We start from the raw sequence: 14,641 nt of genomic DNA on the forward strand, positions 1-14,641 counted from the left end.
ACAGTCCTCCGCCCGCCGCGCGGACCGGCCATGTCCTTCGACGGGACTCGACATGCCGGTGGGATCAAATGGGCGCGCACTGCGCCCTGTTGCGGGCCGCGCGTTAGCCGCGCTGCCCCGGTGAAGTCAAGTCAATAGGCGCGCGGTTCCCCGCCGTCCAGCCAATGCGAACAACGCTGGGCCGTACCATTTTCATCGCCGGACAACGCTGCTACGGTGTGCCAGCCTTCGGCCCGCAGTTCCGCCGCGCGCGTGGCGTCATGACCCAGCGGCAGGAACAGCCGCCGGGGACTTTCACCGCCGAAGCCCGCGTCGATCAGCGGATCGGGATAGAGGGAAAAGCCCATGGCCGGCTCGTCCGCGCGGTCGGCGCGGGCGATGGCGTAGCTGCCTCCGCGGCCGATCTCGCCGATGAAGCCTTCGGCGAAGATGGAGAAGCCAAACCAGTTCTGGAACTCGAAACCATGGCGTTCGGTCGGATCAAGGGTCAGGGTGATGTCCCAGCCGATCGGTTTGGCGATGGCGCGCAGACCGGCGATGCGGCTGTCGATCGCGCCGCCCAGCTCTGCGCTGAACGCCTCCAGCCGCTCCATCGCGGCATGAAATGGTCCGGTCGCCTCGATCAGCGGCAGATAGGCGGCCGCCGCCGGGCTGATCGCCACCAGCGCGCCCGCATCCTTCGCATCCAGTCCGGCGCGGACCGCCTCGATCTCCTGCGCGGCAAGCGGCAGCGGACCGGCGGCCAGCGCGTCGATCAGGTCGGGCAGGGTGAAATCGATGGTGATGCCGGCGACCCCGGCGGCGGTCAGCGCCTCGATCGCGATGTTGACGATCTCCACCGCCGCGGCGGTGCTGTCGCTGCCGATCAGTTCGGCGCCAAGCTGCATCTTCTCGCGCTCAGGGCGCAACTGGCTCGCCTTCTGGCGGATGACCGGGCCGGCGTAGGAGAGACGCAGCGGGCGCGGCACACTCGCCAGGCGGGTGGCGGCGATGCGGCCGACCTGTGCAGTCATGTCCGGGCGGAAGGCGAGGCTGCGCTGCGACACCGGATCGACGGCACGGACCAGATCCTGCGCGCGCATGGATTTGAGGCGCTGGGTCAGCGTATCCTCGAACTCCGCCAGCGGCGGCATGACCCGTTCATAGCCATGAGTCGCGACCGTATCGAGCACGCGGCGCGCCAGCCGGGCGGAGGCTTCGGCCTGCGGCGGCAGGCGGTCGGACAGGCCTTCGGGAAGAAGGCCGGGCGGGATCATGGCGCTTGTCATGGTCATGGGCTGGCCCTTTAGCGAATTATGCGATTTTGGCCAGTCCCTCTACTCTCGGGTCCGGGCATTCGGCGATGCCCGGACCCGAGGGTCGAAATCAGGCGAAGCGCAGCAGCTTGACCTGCTTCACCCCGGTGAGGTTGCAGATTTCCCAGCGCAGCGGCTCGGTGACGGTACCGTCGACCGACAGCAGCAGCACGGCTTCGCCGCCCTGGTCGCGACGGCCAAGGTGGAAGGTGCCGATATTGACTTCCGCCTCGCCCAGCTTGCTACCCAGGCGACCGATAAAGCCGGGCGCGTCCTGGTTGACGATGTAGAGCATGGTGCCGTCGAGATCGGCTTCGACCTTGATGCCGAACAGCTCGACCAGACGCGGCTGGGCATGGCCGAACAGCGTGCCGGCCACCGACTTGTCGCCATTCGCCGTCGTGACGGTGACGCGCACCAGGGTCTGGTAATCGCCCTCGCGGTCGTGACGGACTTCGCGCACGTCCAGACCGCGCTCCTTCGCCAGGAAGGGCGCGTTGACCATGTTCACCGTGTCCGAATAGACTCGCATCAGGCCGGCGAGCACCGCAGCGGTGATCGGCTTCTGGTTGAGTTCGGCGGCATGGCCCTCCACCTCGACCGCGACGCCGGTGATGGCATCGCCTTCGAGCTGGCCGACCAGGCTGCCCAGCTTCTCCGCGATCGCCATATAGGGCTTGAGCTTCGGGGCTTCCTCGGCCGACAGGCTGGGGACGTTCAGCGCATTGGTGATGCCGCCGTCGAGCAGATAGTCGCTCAGCTGTTCGGCGACCTGGAGCGCGACATTGACCTGCGCTTCATCGGTCGATGCGCCCAGATGCGGGGTGCAGATGAAGTTCGGCGTGCCGAACAGCGGCGATTCCTTCGCCGGCTCGGTGGCGAACACGTCGAGCGCGGCGCCCGCGACATGGCCCGAATCCAGCGCCTCCTTCAGCGCCGCCTCGTCGATCAGGCCGCCACGCGCGCAGTTGATGATCCGCACGCCCTTCTTGGTCTTGGCGAGATTGTCCTTCGACAGGATGTTGCGGGTCTGGTCGGTCAGCGGCGTGTGCAGCGTGATGAAGTCGGCCTTGGCCAGCAGCGTGTCGAGATCGGCCTTTTCCACGCCCATCTCGATCGCGCGTTCCGGGGTCAGGAAGGGATCGAAGGCGACGACCTTCATCTTCAGGCCCAGCGCGCGGCTGGCGACGATCGAGCCGATATTGCCCGCGCCGATCAGGCCGAGCACCTTGCCGGTGACTTCCACGCCCATGAAACCGTTCTTGGGCCACAGGCCCGCCTGCGTCTGCGCGTTCGCCTCGGGCAGCTGGCGAGCCAGCGCGAACATCAGCGCGATGGCATGTTCCGCGGTGGTGATCGAGTTGCCGAACGGCGTGTTCATGACGATCACGCCCTTGGCCGAAGCGGCCGGGATATCGACATTGTCGACGCCGATGCCGGCGCGGCCGATGACCTTCAGATTGGTCGCGGCCTCCAGAATCTCCTTGGTGACCTTGGTCGAGCTGCGGATGGCGAGACCGTCATACTGGCCGATGATCGCCTTCAGCTCTTCGGGGGTCTTGCCGGTGATTTCATCGACTTCCACGCCGCGTTCACGGAAAATCGCGGCGGCGCGGGGGTCCATCTTGTCGCTGATAAGTACCTTGGGCATGACGAATTGCCTTTCTGTGCAATTCGTCATCCTGACGAAAGTCAGGATCTCAGGCGGCGAAGTCGTACCAAGAGGCCTGAGATCCCAGCTTTCGCTGGGATGACGGGAATATAAGGGAAGAGGTTAGTTAAGCAGCCTTGGTCTGGGCATAGGCCCAGTCGAGCCAGGGACCGAGCGCCTCGATATCGGCAGTTTCGACGGTCGCGCCGCACCAGATGCGCAGGCCCGCCGGGGCGTCGCGATAGCCCGCGACGTCATAGGCGGCGCCTTCCTTTTCGAGGAGCGCGGCGAAGGCCTTGATAAAGGCTTCGTCCGCACCCTCGACGGTCAGGCAGACGCTCGTGGTCGAGCGCGACGCCGCGTCGGCGGCGAGATGGCCGAGCCAGTCGCGTTCCTCGACGATCTTGTTCAGCGCTGCCGCATTGGCGTTGCTGCGCGCGATCAGGCCATTGAGGCCGCCCAGCGACTTGCCCCATTCGAGCGCGAAGATCGCGTCCTCGACAGCGAGCATCGAGGGAGTGTTGATCGTCTCGCCCTTGAACACGCCTTCGGCGAGCTTGCCCTTCGCCATCAGGCGGAACACCTTGGGCAGCGGCCAGGCCGGGGTGTGGGTTTCGAGGCGTTCCACGGCGCGGGGGCCGAGGATCAGCACGCCATGGCCGCCCTCGCCGCCCAGCACCTTCTGCCAGGAGAAGGTGGCGACGTCGATCTTGGTCCAGTCGATCTCGTAAGCGAAGACCGCGCTGGTCGCGTCGGCGAAGGTCAGGCCTTCACGGTCGGCCGGAATCCAGTCGGCGTTCGGCACGCGCACGCCCGAGGTGGTGCCGTTCCAGGTGAAAAGCACGTCGTTCGAGAAATCGACGGTGCCAAGGTCCGGCAGCTGGCCATAGTCGGCGCGGATGACGGTGGGGTCGAGCTTCAGCTGCTTGGCGGCGTCCGTCACCCAGCCTTCGCCGAAGCTTTCCCAGGCGAGCGTGGTGACGGGGCGGGCGCCCAGCATCGTCCACATCGCCATTTCGAAGGCGCCGGTGTCGGACCCGGGCACGATGCCGATGCGGTGGGTGTCGGGCAGGTTCAGCAGTTCGCGCATCAGGTCGATGCAATAAGCGAGGCGGGTCTTGCCGATCTTGGCGCGGTGCGAGCGGCCGAGCGAGTCCGTGCTCAGCTTGGCGGCGTCCCAGCCCGGAGGCTTGGCGCAGGGACCGGAAGAAAAGAAGGGGCGGGCCGGACGGCTGGCAGGCTTTGCGACAGGCGCAAGGGTGGCGTCAACGGCAGTCAGATCAGTCATGTAATGCGTCTCCTTACAGAGAGCACGCGCGGCGTTGGGACCGCGTGGCCCGTCGGCCGCACTAGAGAGATAGGGGAAAGAGTCAAGGCGAATGTCGAAATGCGACGAATCGTTGGTGTCGTTAACCCCCCGCTGCCTTTCCAGTGGTAAAGACCCGATTCATGGAAAGGCGGGCGAAGGGCAACCTGCGCGGCGCGGCCCTGGCCGTGCTGCTGTCAGGCACGATGGCATTGGCGGGATGCGGCGGCGACCTGGTGCCGCGCGGCAAGGTGACTCGCGCATCGAATCCAGTCCGCGCGCCAGCCCAGCCGGCGCTGGAAACGCGGCAATGCCTTGCGAAACTGCAATCCCAGGCGGTGGCCTTCACACCCCTGCCCGACCGGAATTTCGGCGGCGGGTGCAGCGCGATCGGCAGCGTCAAGCTGATCGACATCGGCGTCCCTGCCACCGGCCTCGGCGCTATGACCTGCACGCTCGCCGCCAATTTCGCGGCCTGGGCACGTTATGGCGTGCAGCCGGCCGCACGCCTGGTACTGGGCGCGGAAATCCAGAAGATCGAGACGTTCGGCACCTATAATTGCCGGCCGATCGCGGGCAGCGGCCGATTGAGCGAACATGCACACAGCAACGCGATCGACGTGTCCGCCTTCGTCCTGGCCGACGGACGCCGGATCAGCGTGCAGAAGGACTGGAATGGCGACAAGCAGACGCGCCAGTTTCTGAGCCTGATCCACGCCAGCGCCTGCAAGCGTTTCAACACCGTCCTCAGCCCCGACTATAACGCCGCCCATCATGACCATTTCCATTTCGACATGGGGGGCAAAGGGGGATTTTGCCGCTAGCGACGACCTGCCCGGATTTGCCGCGATCCGGTCTTGGTTTTGTCGTTCCCGCGCACTAAGTCGGTGCAAATGACGAAAAAAGAAATCGAAGAACGGAAATTCCGTCCGGCCCGCGAAGAGGCCGATGATGCCCGCAAACATCTGACCGGCACCCCGCAGACGCAGAGCGCGGCCTACAAGCTCGCCTTTCAGGATACGGAATTCCTGCTGCGCGAGGATCTGCGCCCGATCCGCTTCCAGCTCGAACTGCTCAAACCCCAGTTGCTGATGGACGAGGCGAAGATCGAGTCGACCTTCGTCTTCTACGGCTCCGCCCGCATCCCGCAGCCCGAAGAAGTGCAGGCGCGGATCGACGCGGCGACCACGCCGCAGCAGCGGCGCATCGCCGAAAATCTCGGCCGCAAGGCGATCTATTATGACGAAGCGCGCAAGCTGGCACGCATCGCCGCCCAATATCCGGTGAATGACGCGGGATGTCGCCACTTCGTCGTCTGCTCGGGCGGCGGCCCCTCGATCATGGAGGCAGCCAATCGCGGCGCGATCGATGTCGGCCAGACGACGATCGGCATGAACATCGTCCTGCCGCATGAACAAGCGCCCAACCGCTTCGTGACGCCGGAGCTGAGCTTCCAGTTCCACTATTTCGCGCTGCGCAAGATGCACTTCCTGCTGCGCGCCCGCGCGCTGGCGGTGTTCCCCGGCGGGTTCGGCACGTTCGACGAGATGTTCGAGCTGCTGACCCTGATCCAGACCGGCAAGATGAAGCCGATCCCGATCCTGCTGTTCGGCCGGGAATTCTGGAATCGGGTGGTCGATTTCGAGGCGCTGGCCGACGAAGGCGTGATCGCGCCGTCGGACCTCAACCTCCTTACCTGGGTCGAGACCGCCGAGGACGCCTGGGCGGCGGTGCAGGCCTTCTATCAGGACAGCGAAACGCCGGGCTGCGGCACAGCATAGCCCACAATCCCTGCCATTCCCGCGGAGGCGGGAATCCATCTCCCGACGTTGCAACCGGATGAGAGGTCTGGAGATGGATCCCCGCCTCCGCGGGGACGACGTTGAGGATTAGGACAACTCGAATAGCCCTCCGCCCCTTGCCCTTGCCCCCGCGCGGGATTAGGGCGCGGCCATGCGCGCGGATATGGCCCATATCGACAGCTGGATCTTCGATCTGGACAATACGCTCTACCCGGCGAAGACGGACCTGTTCGGCCTGATCGACGTGAAGATGGGCGAGTTCATCCAGGGGCTGCTGGGATGCGACCCGGTGGTCGCGCGCCAGACGCAGAAACGCTATTTCCTGGAACATGGCACGACCCTGTCGGGGCTGATGCACCATCATGGCGTCGAGCCGCGCGAATTTCTGGACTATGTCCATGACATATCCATGGACCGTCTCGAAATAGACGGCGAACTGAACCGCTGCATCGCGGCGCTTCCGGGCCGACGCCTGATCTTCACCAATGGCGATGCCGCCTATGCGGCGCGCGTGCTGGACAGGCTGGGGCTTGGCGGCACGTTCGAGCTGATCCACGACATCCACGCCTGCCAATATGTGCCCAAGCCCGACCCGTCGGGCTATGCCGAGCTGTGCCGGGTTCACGACGTCGATCCGACTCGTGCCGCCTTCTTCGAGGATATGGCCCGCAACTTGGCACCCGCCAAGGCGATCGGCATGACCACCATCTGGGTCAATAATGGCTCGGAAGCGGGGGATCATGGCCATCATCCCGATTTCATCGATTTCGAAACCGACCATCTGACGCCATTCCTGGCCGACATCATTGGGGACTGAACCATGAGCCAAGATCTGATCGCCACCATAGACGCCGCCTGGGAGGACCGGGCCAATGTCAGCCTTTCGACCCAGGGCGAGGTCCGCCAGGCGGTGGACAAGGCGCTGGCCCTGCTCGACAAGGGAGAACTGCGCGTCGCCGAGCCGACCGCGGAAGGCTGGCAGGTCAACCAGTGGGCGAAGAAGGCGGTGCTGCTGTCCTTCCGCCTCAATGACAATGTCATGATCGACAATGGTCCGGGTGCGGGCCATTGGTGGGACAAGGTGCCGAGCAAGTTCGCCGGCTGGGACGAGGCCGCCTTCCGCGCCGCCGGTTTCCGCGCCGTGCCGGGCAGCTTCGCCCGCGCAGGCAGTCATATCGCCAGGAACGTCATCCTGATGCCGAGCTTCGTCAATATCGGCGCCTTCGTCGACGAAGGCACGATGGTCGACACCTGGGTGACGGTCGGCAGCTGCGCCCAGATCGGCAAGAATGTCCATCTGTCGGGCGGCGTCGGCATCGGCGGCGTGCTGGAACCGCTTCAGGCCGACCCTGTCATCATCGAGGATGACTGCTTCATCGGCGCCCGTTCCGAAGTCGTCGAAGGCGTGCGTATCGGCAAGGGTTCGGTGCTGTCGATGGGCGTGTTCATCGGCATGTCGACCAAGATCGTGGACCGCGCCACCGGCGAAGTGTTCATCGGCGAAGTGCCGCCCTATTCGGTGGTCGTCCCCGGCTCCCTGCCCGGCAAGCCGCTGCCCGACGGCACGCCCGGCCCCAGCCTCTATTGCGCGGTGATCGTCAAGCGCGTCGACGCGCAGACGCGTTCCAAGACCGGCATCAACGAACTGCTGCGCGACTGATCGCCGCCCACCTTCCTCCGTCATCCCCGCAAAGCCAGGGATGACGGGGCGAGAGTGATCCGAGGCACGCACCCGGCCTTTTCAAGGGGCACGATCGCTTCATTGCGCCAGCCCGCCCCTGTTTGACATCTTTGTTGCACGCACCTTGCGCGCTGACGCATAGTGAAATTCCGCCGCGATAAATACGCGGCATGTCCTCCGTTCGGGTCTGCACCAACGGAGAATCATCATGGGACGCCCCTGGCTCATCCACGGCGAAGCCGCGCTCCTGGCCCGGCCGCAGCGCCTCTGCTTCTTCTTCAACGCCCAGATTCACCAGCTGCTGCACGCATTGCCGATCGCGATCGAGCTGTCGCGCGATCCCGCCTTTGTCGTGGACCTGATGGCCGCCACCGACGACCATCTGACGCTCGCGCGGGACATAGCCGCGGCGCGCGGGGCGGGGCCGATCCGCTTCCTGCGCTGCGGCGGGCGCTGGCTGGAGGCGCTGGCCCGGCTGGCCGGCGTTACGACCCCGCCCAAGCTGCCGGCATTGCTGGCCGCGCGCAACCGGCTCGCCGGCTATGACGCGATCGTGGTGCCGGAACGCACCTCGCTCCTCCTCAAGCGGCTGGGCCTGGGCAATACCCGCTTCATCCATACCTGCCACGGCGCGGGCGACCGGGCCGTCGGCTATGACCGGCGCATCGCCCGGTTCGATTTCGTGCTGCTCGCAGGCGACAAGCAACGGCGACGGATGCTGGACGAAGGGCTGATCCGCGAGGGTCATTATGCCGTCGCCGGCTATTCCAAGTTCGACCTGACGCAGGGCGCGCGGCGGCAACGACTCTTCCCCAACGCCCGGCCGGTGGTCCTCTACAATCCCCACTTCTCGCCCGGCCTGTCTTCCTGGTCGAGCATGGGCGAACAGGTGATCGACCGTTTCGCGCAGGATGACCGGTTCAACCTGATCGTCGCGCCCCATATCCGCCTGTTCGACAAGCGCCGCAAACGGGCCGAAATGGAGACGCGGCTGGCGCCCTTCGCCGCACTGCCCCATATCCATGTCGACCTTGGCAGCCGGGCGAGCGTGGACATGAGCTATGTCCACATGGCGGACCTCTATCTCGGCGACGTCAGCAGCCAGGTCTATGAATATCTGGCGCGCCCGCGCCCCTGCCTGTTCCTGAACGGTCACGCCGCCGCCTGGCACGACGATCCGAGCTACGGGCATTGGCGCTATGGCCCGGTGCTGGAGAGCGCAGCCCATATCGTCGACGAGGCGGAGGCGGCCATCGCCAGCCACGCCGCCTATGAGGCGGCCCAGCGCCAGGGCGTCGCCCGCACGTTCGACCATGGCGCCCAGCCGGCCTCGACCCGCGCCGCCCGTGCGCTCGCCGCCTATCTCCACCGGAGCCGGCCCGTCGCCGTGCGGCCGATGCCCTCCCTGACCCGACTGGACCCCCTGCCCCATGCCTGACGCTCCGTCCGATCTCTGGCTCGTTGCCCGCGTCTATGAACCCGACGAGGGCGGGGTGCAGACCTATGCCCGCGAAGTCGGCCGCGCCTATGCCGCGCAGGGACGGCGCGTAACCCTCTTCGCCAAGTCCTCGGCCGGGCCGCGCCGGGTGCAGGAGGGCGGCGTGACCCTGATCGATGTCGGCGCGGCGGCCATGCTGATCGTCTACTGGCGGCTGTTTCACGCGATGCTGAGCGCCTGGATGGCAGGCGACCGGCCGGACATGATCCACGCCTGCACCTGGCGCGCGGCGCTGCCCGCCCTGCTCTTTCCCCGGCCGCTGCTCGTGACCATCCATGGCCGCGAGGTCGGGCGACCGCACGGGCTGGCATTCGTGCTGCTGCGCCTGACATTGGCGCGGGCGCAGCGGATCATCGCGGTCAGTGACGTGACCCGCACCCTTCTGCTCGATCGCCTGCCCCATCTCGACGCGCGCGCCGTCACGGCGTGGAACGGCGTGTTGATGCCCGCCCTGCGCGCGCCCACCCCCTTCGCCCAGGGCGAGGGCAGCCCCCGCCTGCTCACCGTCTGCCGCCTCGTCGCGCGCAAGAATGTGCCCGCCGCCGTCCGCGCCGTCATTCCCTGCGCGCGCCGCGACGAAGGGCTGCGCCACGTCATCGTCGGGCGCGGCATCGATGGCGTGCGCGTGCGCGAAGTCATCCGCGAGGCCGACCTGGCCGACCGGATCGTCATGGCGGGCTATGTGACCGACACGGAACTGGCGCACCACCATGCCCAGGCCGACATCTTCCTCCATCCCCAGATCGCTCTGGAGGACGGCGCGGAAATCGAGGGCTTCGGCCTGTCCATCGCCGACGCCATGGCGCACGGCATGGTGTGCGTCGTCGGACAGGATGGCGGCCCGGCCGAACTGGTCCGCGACGGCGTGACCGGCTTCATCGTCGATGGTCGTTCGATCGATTCGATCCGCAGCGCGCTCGACCTGCTGGTGCGCGATCCCGCCCTGTGCCGGCGCATCGGCGACCGGGCCCGCGCCTGGGCGCAGGCCAACCTGTCCTGGGACCGGCACTGCCGGCTCTGCCTGTCGGACGAGGATAGTGCCCTCCTCCCCTCCATTCTGCCGCAGGCCGCCTGACATGGGGGCGATCGTCCATATCGGCTATCACAAGACCGGCACGACCTGGTTCCAGGAGATTTTCTACCCCGCCGTCCGCAACCGCCGCTACCTGGCCCGCGCCACCGCGCGCGCGGCCTTGCTGGCGCCGGGGGCCCTGCATTTCGACCCGGCGCAGGCCCGCCGCATCCTGGGCGCCGACCGGGACCGGGCATTGTTGTGCGAGGAAAATCTGACCGGCGGCCTGCATAATGGCGGGCTGGCGGGCAACCTGTCCAAGGATATCGCCTATCGGCTGCACGCGACGCTGCCCGACGCGGATATCGTCATTTTCGTGCGCGATCCCGTTTCCGCCATCGCCGCGGCGTGGCTGCAATATGTGAAGGGCGGCGGCACGTTCGGGCTCGAACGCTATCTGTTCGGGCGCGACCGGCTCAGCCCGGTGGCCCCCGAACGCGACGAGGCGCCCGGTTTTCGTCTCGACCATTTCGACTATCACCGGCTGATCGGCCTGTATGACATGCTGTTCGGGCCCGATCGGGTCCATGTCTTCCGCTACGAGGATTTCCGCGCCGATCCGCGCGGCTTCGCGTCCGCCTTCGCGGCGCGTTTCGGGCTGGAGGTGGACCTGTCACAGATCGATTTCGATGCCCGCAATCCCTCGCTCAGCCGGCCCCTGCTGTGGATGGCGCGGGCGATGAACCTGTTCACCCGCCGCGCGGTGGCCGACAAGAGCTGGTTCATCCACATTCCCGGCTGGTATCGCCTCAGCCGCCGCCTGCTGCGGCGATTGAACGGATCGGGCCGTTGCGGCCGTCCGCTGCGCACCGCCGATCTGATGGATCACCGGCTGTCCGCATGGTTGCGCGCCCATTACGCACGGGCCGAAGCCCTGCTCGCGACCCGCCTGCGCTGGCAGGACCAGGCCGACCGTTCAGGGACGGTTGTCCGCTGGCGGCAGCGTCATTCGGACGATGATCGCCATGCACAAACGCCTGCTCATCGTCGATGACGATGCCCCGCTGACGGCCCGGTTGGCCGACCTGTTCGCCCGGTACGGCTTCGCCACCGATGACGCCGCCAGCCCCGGCATGATGCGCGCGCTGCTGGGGCGGACGGACTATGCGCTGGTCGTGCTGGACCCGCTGATCCAGGCCGACAATGGCGGCGGGCTGCTGCGCGAGCTGGTGGTGGACCATCGCCTGCCGGTGATCCTCCATTCGGCCGCCTGCACCGAAGCGACCCGGATCGCCGCTCTGGAAATGGGGGCCGAGGATTGCCTCAGCAAACCGGCCAATCCCCGCGAATTGCTGGCGCGCATCAGGACAGCCCTGCGTGGCGCGGCGCAGGTCGGCGCCAGCCCGGCGAGCGCCGTCCGCTTCGCGGGCTGGCGGGTCGATCTGCAGACCGGCCAGTTGTTCGATCCGGCCGGCACCGCGATCTTGCTGTCGGAGGGCGAATTTCAGCTGCTGCGGGTGTTCATCGAACATCCGCGCCAGGTGCTGGACCGGTCGCAACTGCTCGACCAGGTGCATGGCAAGACCAGCGACCATTATGACCGGTCGATCGACGTCCAGCTCTGCCGCCTGCGCCGCAAGCTGGCCGCTTCAGGCCTCAAGGGGCCGGTGATCCGCACCATCCGCAACGAAGGCTATATGTTCGTCCACGCGGTGAGCCACTGACGCCTCATTCGAGCGCGAGCAGGGCGAAGGTCGCGAGCCAATGCTCCCCCATATAATCGCCCGCGACATGGGGCAGACTGGTGTCGATATGGACGCGGGCGGCGTCCTGAGCGCGCATGAAGACGGGATCGTCCTCCCCCAGCGCGGCGGCGATCGCGCGCCAGCACCAGGCCCGGCTGAGGTTCAGTCCGTCCAGATGCGCGATCTTGCCGTCGCTGCGGTCGGACACGATAGCGGGGGTGAAGAGCGTCGCCGGCTCGCCCTGCGCCGATCGCGGCAGGAAGGCGTGGAACCAGTCGGCGAAAGCCGCAGGCTCCAGCAGGCGGCTCATCAGCAGCGCCTCGCATAAGGAGGGCGAGAGAAATTCGTCGCCGCCCGGCTCCCAGGCCTGGCAGGCGCGGTCCTGCCCGAACCAGTGCAGCGCCCGATCCCGGATCAGGTCGACCAGCGCCGGATCGCGTGTGCGCGCCCAATCCAGCGCCAGCACCAGCGCGAAGGCGATGTTGAAATGCGTGCCGACCCGCAGCGGATAGGTGAGCCGGGGCAGGAAAGCATGGAAGCGCGCGGCGAAATCAAGTGCCAGCGGCTCGATCGCTGCTGCCCAGGGCGCGTCATGCCGGGCCAGTTCCTGATGCAGCGCCAGCAGCCACGCCCAGCCATAGGGGCGCTCGAACCCCGCGCTCATCGGCCGGGCGAGATAGGCGCGCTCGCCCGCCACCCTGTCCGGCACCAGCATGACGTCGGCCCGCTCCCGGATCGCCGCCGCTTCCGGCAGGCCGGGAAACAGGCGCGTCAGCCGCATCACCTGCCACCAGCCATGGACGCAGCTGTGCCAGTCGAAACTGCCGTGGAAGATCGGATGATGCTTGGCCGGTTCGCGCGCATCCTCCGGCCCGTTCAGCACCAGATCCATCTTGAAGGGATAGCGGCGGCCGAGATGGGAGAGGGTGAGCGCCGCGAAGCGGCTGGCGATATCGGAGGTCAGGCGGGTCATGGGAAGGCGAGCCAGTAGATGAGGAGAATGTTGACGAGCAGCAGCGGCAGCGCCGTACCGACCTGCCGCTTGATGACGCCATGCTGGTCCTTGAGTTCCAGCAGGGCAGCGGGGACCAGGTTGAAGTTGGCGGCCATCGGCGTCATCAGCGTGCCGCAGAAGCCCGCCAACATGCCAATGGCGCAGATGACCGCCGGATCGCCGTGCCAGGTGCGGATGAGCAGGGGCACGCCGATCGCCGCCGTCATCACGGGGAAGGCGGCGAAGGCGTTGCCCATGACGATGGTGAACAGCGCCATGCCCAGCCCATAGGCGATCACCGCGCCGAGCAGGCTCCCATCGGGGATCGCTTGGCTCACGATGCCGCCGACCGCATCTCCCACGCCGGCGAGCGCGAACACCGCGCCCAGGCTGGCCAGCATCTGCGGCAGGATCGCCGCCCAGCCGATACAGTCCATCAGCCGCCGCCCCTGTTGCAGCGGCACCTGCGCGCCGGCGCGCAGCCAGAGGCAGCCGACCGTCATGGCGATCAGCACGCCCAGCGCCAGCGCGATCAGCGTCGCCTGCTTGCCGTCGAACCAGTCCGGCGCCTGCTTGAAGAGGATCGTGCCGATCAAAGCAGTCGCCGGGATGATGAGCGCGATGACGAACAGGCGATTGCCGAACCGGTCGGCACGCGCCTGCCTTGTCTCCGGCGGGACGGCGCCATCGCCCCGGCCGAGCCCGCCGAGCGCGCCCAGGCCGATGAGGCCCAGCACCAGCAGGCCGTTGCCGACATCGCCCAGCCGGTCGCCCGCCCACATGCTGAGCGCCAGCAGCGCCCAGAAGGCGGCATTGGTCCAGCGGCGCGGGGTGGCTCGATCACGCGCGCCCAGCAGGGCGAAGGCCGCGAAGATCGCGCCGGCCAGCGCATAGACCCAGTGGAGGGTGATCATGGCTGCTTCTCCGCGCGCCGCCGCCGCAACCGCCGGTCCAGCCGCCACAGGCGAAAGCCATGAATCAGGAAGGCGGCGATCGCCGTGGGAATGGCCCAGACCGACAGCTGGAGCGGCTCCAGCAGGATGTCATATTGCTCCAGCAGCCCCTTGATCAGCAGGATCGAGCCGATGGCGAGGAAAATATCCTCGCCGAAGAAGAGGCCGACATTGTCGGTGGCCGCGGCCCACGCCTTTACTTCCTCACGCGCCTCCTCGTCCAGCCCGCCCGCCTGCGCCTCCGCCGCCGCTTCCGCGATCGGGGCCACCAGCGGACGCACCGTCTGGGCATGACCCGCGACCGAGGTCAGGCCGACTGCCGCCAGCCCCTGCCGCAGCAACAGGTAGAAGGTCAGGAACTGCCCCACCGTCGCGCCGCGCATCCGGGCGATCAGGCCGCGCGCCCGCTCCTGCAAGCCATAGGCCTCCAGCAGGCCGACCACCGGCAGCACGATCCAGATGATGCTGACATAGCGCGCCTCGTTGAACGCCTTGCCGAAGGCGGCGAGGATGGCGACGGGATCAAGCCCTGCCGTCAGCCCCGTGACGAGCGCCGAGGCGAGAATGACGAGCAGCGGATGGAAACGCAGCAGAAAACCCGCGACGATCACCGCGATGCCAAGCAGCACCCACATGGTCCGCGCGCCCTAGCGCCAGTCGCCTGCCGCAACGATGGGGATCAGGAAAGCTGGTGCGCGACAGGG

At 67.1% G+C, this 14,641-nt stretch carries 14 protein-coding genes; 8 read left to right on the plus strand and 6 right to left on the minus strand.

Translation table 11 applies throughout. The features are described from left to right. Positions 1–131 precede the first annotated feature (131 nt). The 3 genes from A7Q26_RS22945 to A7Q26_RS22955 form a co-directional block, all read right to left on the minus strand. On the minus strand, positions 132–1,268 hold the full coding sequence (locus tag A7Q26_RS22945; RefSeq protein ID WP_066865346.1) for an ATP phosphoribosyltransferase regulatory subunit: 1,137 nt from the start codon (positions 1,266–1,268) through the stop codon (positions 132–134). 97 nt (positions 1,269–1,365) lie between these two features. Next, complete coding sequence (gene serA, locus A7Q26_RS22950; protein WP_066865025.1) at positions 1,366–2,946, minus strand: phosphoglycerate dehydrogenase; 1,581 nt, start codon at positions 2,944–2,946, stop codon at positions 1,366–1,368. Positions 2,947–3,073: 127 nt separating this feature from the next. Next, positions 3,074–4,234 carry a phosphoserine transaminase gene (locus tag A7Q26_RS22955; protein ID WP_066865028.1) on the minus strand — a complete coding sequence of 387 codons (1,161 nt, stop codon included), beginning with the start codon at positions 4,232–4,234 and terminating at the stop codon, positions 3,074–3,076. Between the two features lie 161 nt (positions 4,235–4,395). Here A7Q26_RS22955 and A7Q26_RS22960 point away from each other — a divergent pair, with 161 nt between their 5' ends. The 8 genes from A7Q26_RS22960 (at position 4,396) to A7Q26_RS22995 (ending at position 11,969) form a co-directional block, all read left to right on the plus strand. Next, positions 4,396–5,076: an extensin family protein gene (locus tag A7Q26_RS22960; protein ID WP_066865031.1), complete on the plus strand. Its 681-nt coding sequence runs from the start codon at positions 4,396–4,398 to the stop codon at positions 5,074–5,076. A gap of 69 nt (positions 5,077–5,145) precedes the next feature. Next, positions 5,146–6,033: an LOG family protein gene (locus A7Q26_RS22965; protein ID WP_066865035.1), complete on the plus strand. Its 888-nt coding sequence runs from the start codon at positions 5,146–5,148 to the stop codon at positions 6,031–6,033. Between the two features lie 172 nt (positions 6,034–6,205). Then, positions 6,206–6,871, plus strand: coding sequence for a pyrimidine 5'-nucleotidase (locus tag A7Q26_RS22970; protein ID WP_066865038.1), 666 nt, complete (start codon positions 6,206–6,208; stop codon positions 6,869–6,871). A 3-nt stretch (positions 6,872–6,874) separates the two neighbouring features. Then, complete coding sequence (gene dapD, locus A7Q26_RS22975; RefSeq protein ID WP_066865041.1) at positions 6,875–7,714, plus strand: 2,3,4,5-tetrahydropyridine-2,6-dicarboxylate N-succinyltransferase; 840 nt, start codon at positions 6,875–6,877, stop codon at positions 7,712–7,714. Between the two features lie 229 nt (positions 7,715–7,943). Next, entirely contained in the window at positions 7,944–9,173 is a 1,230-nt protein-coding gene (locus A7Q26_RS22980; RefSeq protein WP_066865044.1) for a glycosyl transferase, read from the plus strand. Continuing rightward, positions 9,166–10,308: a glycosyltransferase family 4 protein gene (locus A7Q26_RS22985; RefSeq protein ID WP_066865046.1), complete on the plus strand. Its 1,143-nt coding sequence runs from the start codon at positions 9,166–9,168 to the stop codon at positions 10,306–10,308. Before A7Q26_RS22980 ends, A7Q26_RS22985 begins: the two co-directional genes overlap by 8 nt. Before the next feature lies 1 nt (position 10,309). Continuing rightward, the gene (locus tag A7Q26_RS22990) at positions 10,310–11,299 is read left to right on the plus strand and encodes a sulfotransferase (protein WP_157102662.1); all 990 of its coding nucleotides are present in this window, start codon (positions 10,310–10,312) and stop codon (positions 11,297–11,299) included. Next, positions 11,271–11,969 carry a winged helix-turn-helix domain-containing protein gene (locus tag A7Q26_RS22995; RefSeq protein WP_066865349.1) on the plus strand — a complete coding sequence of 233 codons (699 nt, stop codon included), beginning with the start codon at positions 11,271–11,273 and terminating at the stop codon, positions 11,967–11,969. The genes A7Q26_RS22990 and A7Q26_RS22995 overlap by 29 nt, the downstream gene beginning before the upstream one ends. 4 nt (positions 11,970–11,973) lie before the next feature. Here A7Q26_RS22995 and A7Q26_RS23000 read toward each other — a convergent pair whose 3' ends face one another. Genes A7Q26_RS23000 through A7Q26_RS23010 form a run of 3 tightly spaced genes read right to left on the minus strand, consistent with a single transcriptional unit; the run spans position 11,974 to position 14,572 of the window. Beyond that, entirely contained in the window at positions 11,974–12,963 is a 990-nt protein-coding gene (locus A7Q26_RS23000; RefSeq protein ID WP_066865049.1) for a DUF2891 domain-containing protein, read from the minus strand. Continuing rightward, complete coding sequence (locus A7Q26_RS23005; RefSeq protein WP_066865052.1) at positions 12,960–13,898, minus strand: DUF979 domain-containing protein; 939 nt, start codon at positions 13,896–13,898, stop codon at positions 12,960–12,962. The genes A7Q26_RS23000 and A7Q26_RS23005 overlap by 4 nt, the downstream gene beginning before the upstream one ends. Then, positions 13,895–14,572: a DUF969 domain-containing protein gene (locus tag A7Q26_RS23010; protein WP_066865055.1), complete on the minus strand. Its 678-nt coding sequence runs from the start codon at positions 14,570–14,572 to the stop codon at positions 13,895–13,897. Before A7Q26_RS23010 ends, A7Q26_RS23005 begins: the two co-directional genes overlap by 4 nt. Positions 14,573–14,641: the final 69 nt, after the last annotated feature.

Source organism: Sphingobium sp. TCM1, from assembly GCF_001650725.1.
In the GTDB taxonomy this organism is placed as follows: Bacteria; Pseudomonadota; Alphaproteobacteria; order Sphingomonadales; family Sphingomonadaceae; genus Sphingobium.

Bases quoted from the DNA above. Each gene is read 5' to 3' on its own strand.
- A7Q26_RS22970 (WP_066865038.1), top strand. From the start codon at position 6,206: ATGCGCGCGGATATGGCCCATATCGACAGCTGGATCTTCGATCTGGAC.
- A7Q26_RS22990 (WP_157102662.1), top strand. From the start codon at position 10,310: ATGGGGGCGATCGTCCATATCGGCTATCACAAGACCGGCACGACCTGG.
- A7Q26_RS22985 (WP_066865046.1), top strand. From the start codon at position 9,166: ATGCCTGACGCTCCGTCCGATCTCTGGCTCGTTGCCCGCGTCTATGAA.
- A7Q26_RS22980 (WP_066865044.1), top strand. From the start codon at position 7,944: ATGGGACGCCCCTGGCTCATCCACGGCGAAGCCGCGCTCCTGGCCCGG.
- dapD (WP_066865041.1), top strand. From the start codon at position 6,875: ATGAGCCAAGATCTGATCGCCACCATAGACGCCGCCTGGGAGGACCGG.
- A7Q26_RS23005 (WP_066865052.1), bottom strand. From the start codon at position 13,898: ATGATCACCCTCCACTGGGTCTATGCGCTGGCCGGCGCGATCTTCGCG.
- A7Q26_RS23000 (WP_066865049.1), bottom strand. From the start codon at position 12,963: ATGACCCGCCTGACCTCCGATATCGCCAGCCGCTTCGCGGCGCTCACC.
- serA (WP_066865025.1), bottom strand. From the start codon at position 2,946: ATGCCCAAGGTACTTATCAGCGACAAGATGGACCCCCGCGCCGCCGCG.
- A7Q26_RS22945 (WP_066865346.1), bottom strand. From the start codon at position 1,268: ATGACAAGCGCCATGATCCCGCCCGGCCTTCTTCCCGAAGGCCTGTCC.
- A7Q26_RS22960 (WP_066865031.1), top strand. From the start codon at position 4,396: ATGGAAAGGCGGGCGAAGGGCAACCTGCGCGGCGCGGCCCTGGCCGTG.
- A7Q26_RS22955 (WP_066865028.1), bottom strand. From the start codon at position 4,234: ATGACTGATCTGACTGCCGTTGACGCCACCCTTGCGCCTGTCGCAAAG.
- A7Q26_RS22965 (WP_066865035.1), top strand. From the start codon at position 5,146: ATGACGAAAAAAGAAATCGAAGAACGGAAATTCCGTCCGGCCCGCGAA.
- A7Q26_RS23010 (WP_066865055.1), bottom strand. From the start codon at position 14,572: ATGTGGGTGCTGCTTGGCATCGCGGTGATCGTCGCGGGTTTTCTGCTG.
- A7Q26_RS22995 (WP_066865349.1), top strand. From the start codon at position 11,271: ATGCACAAACGCCTGCTCATCGTCGATGACGATGCCCCGCTGACGGCC.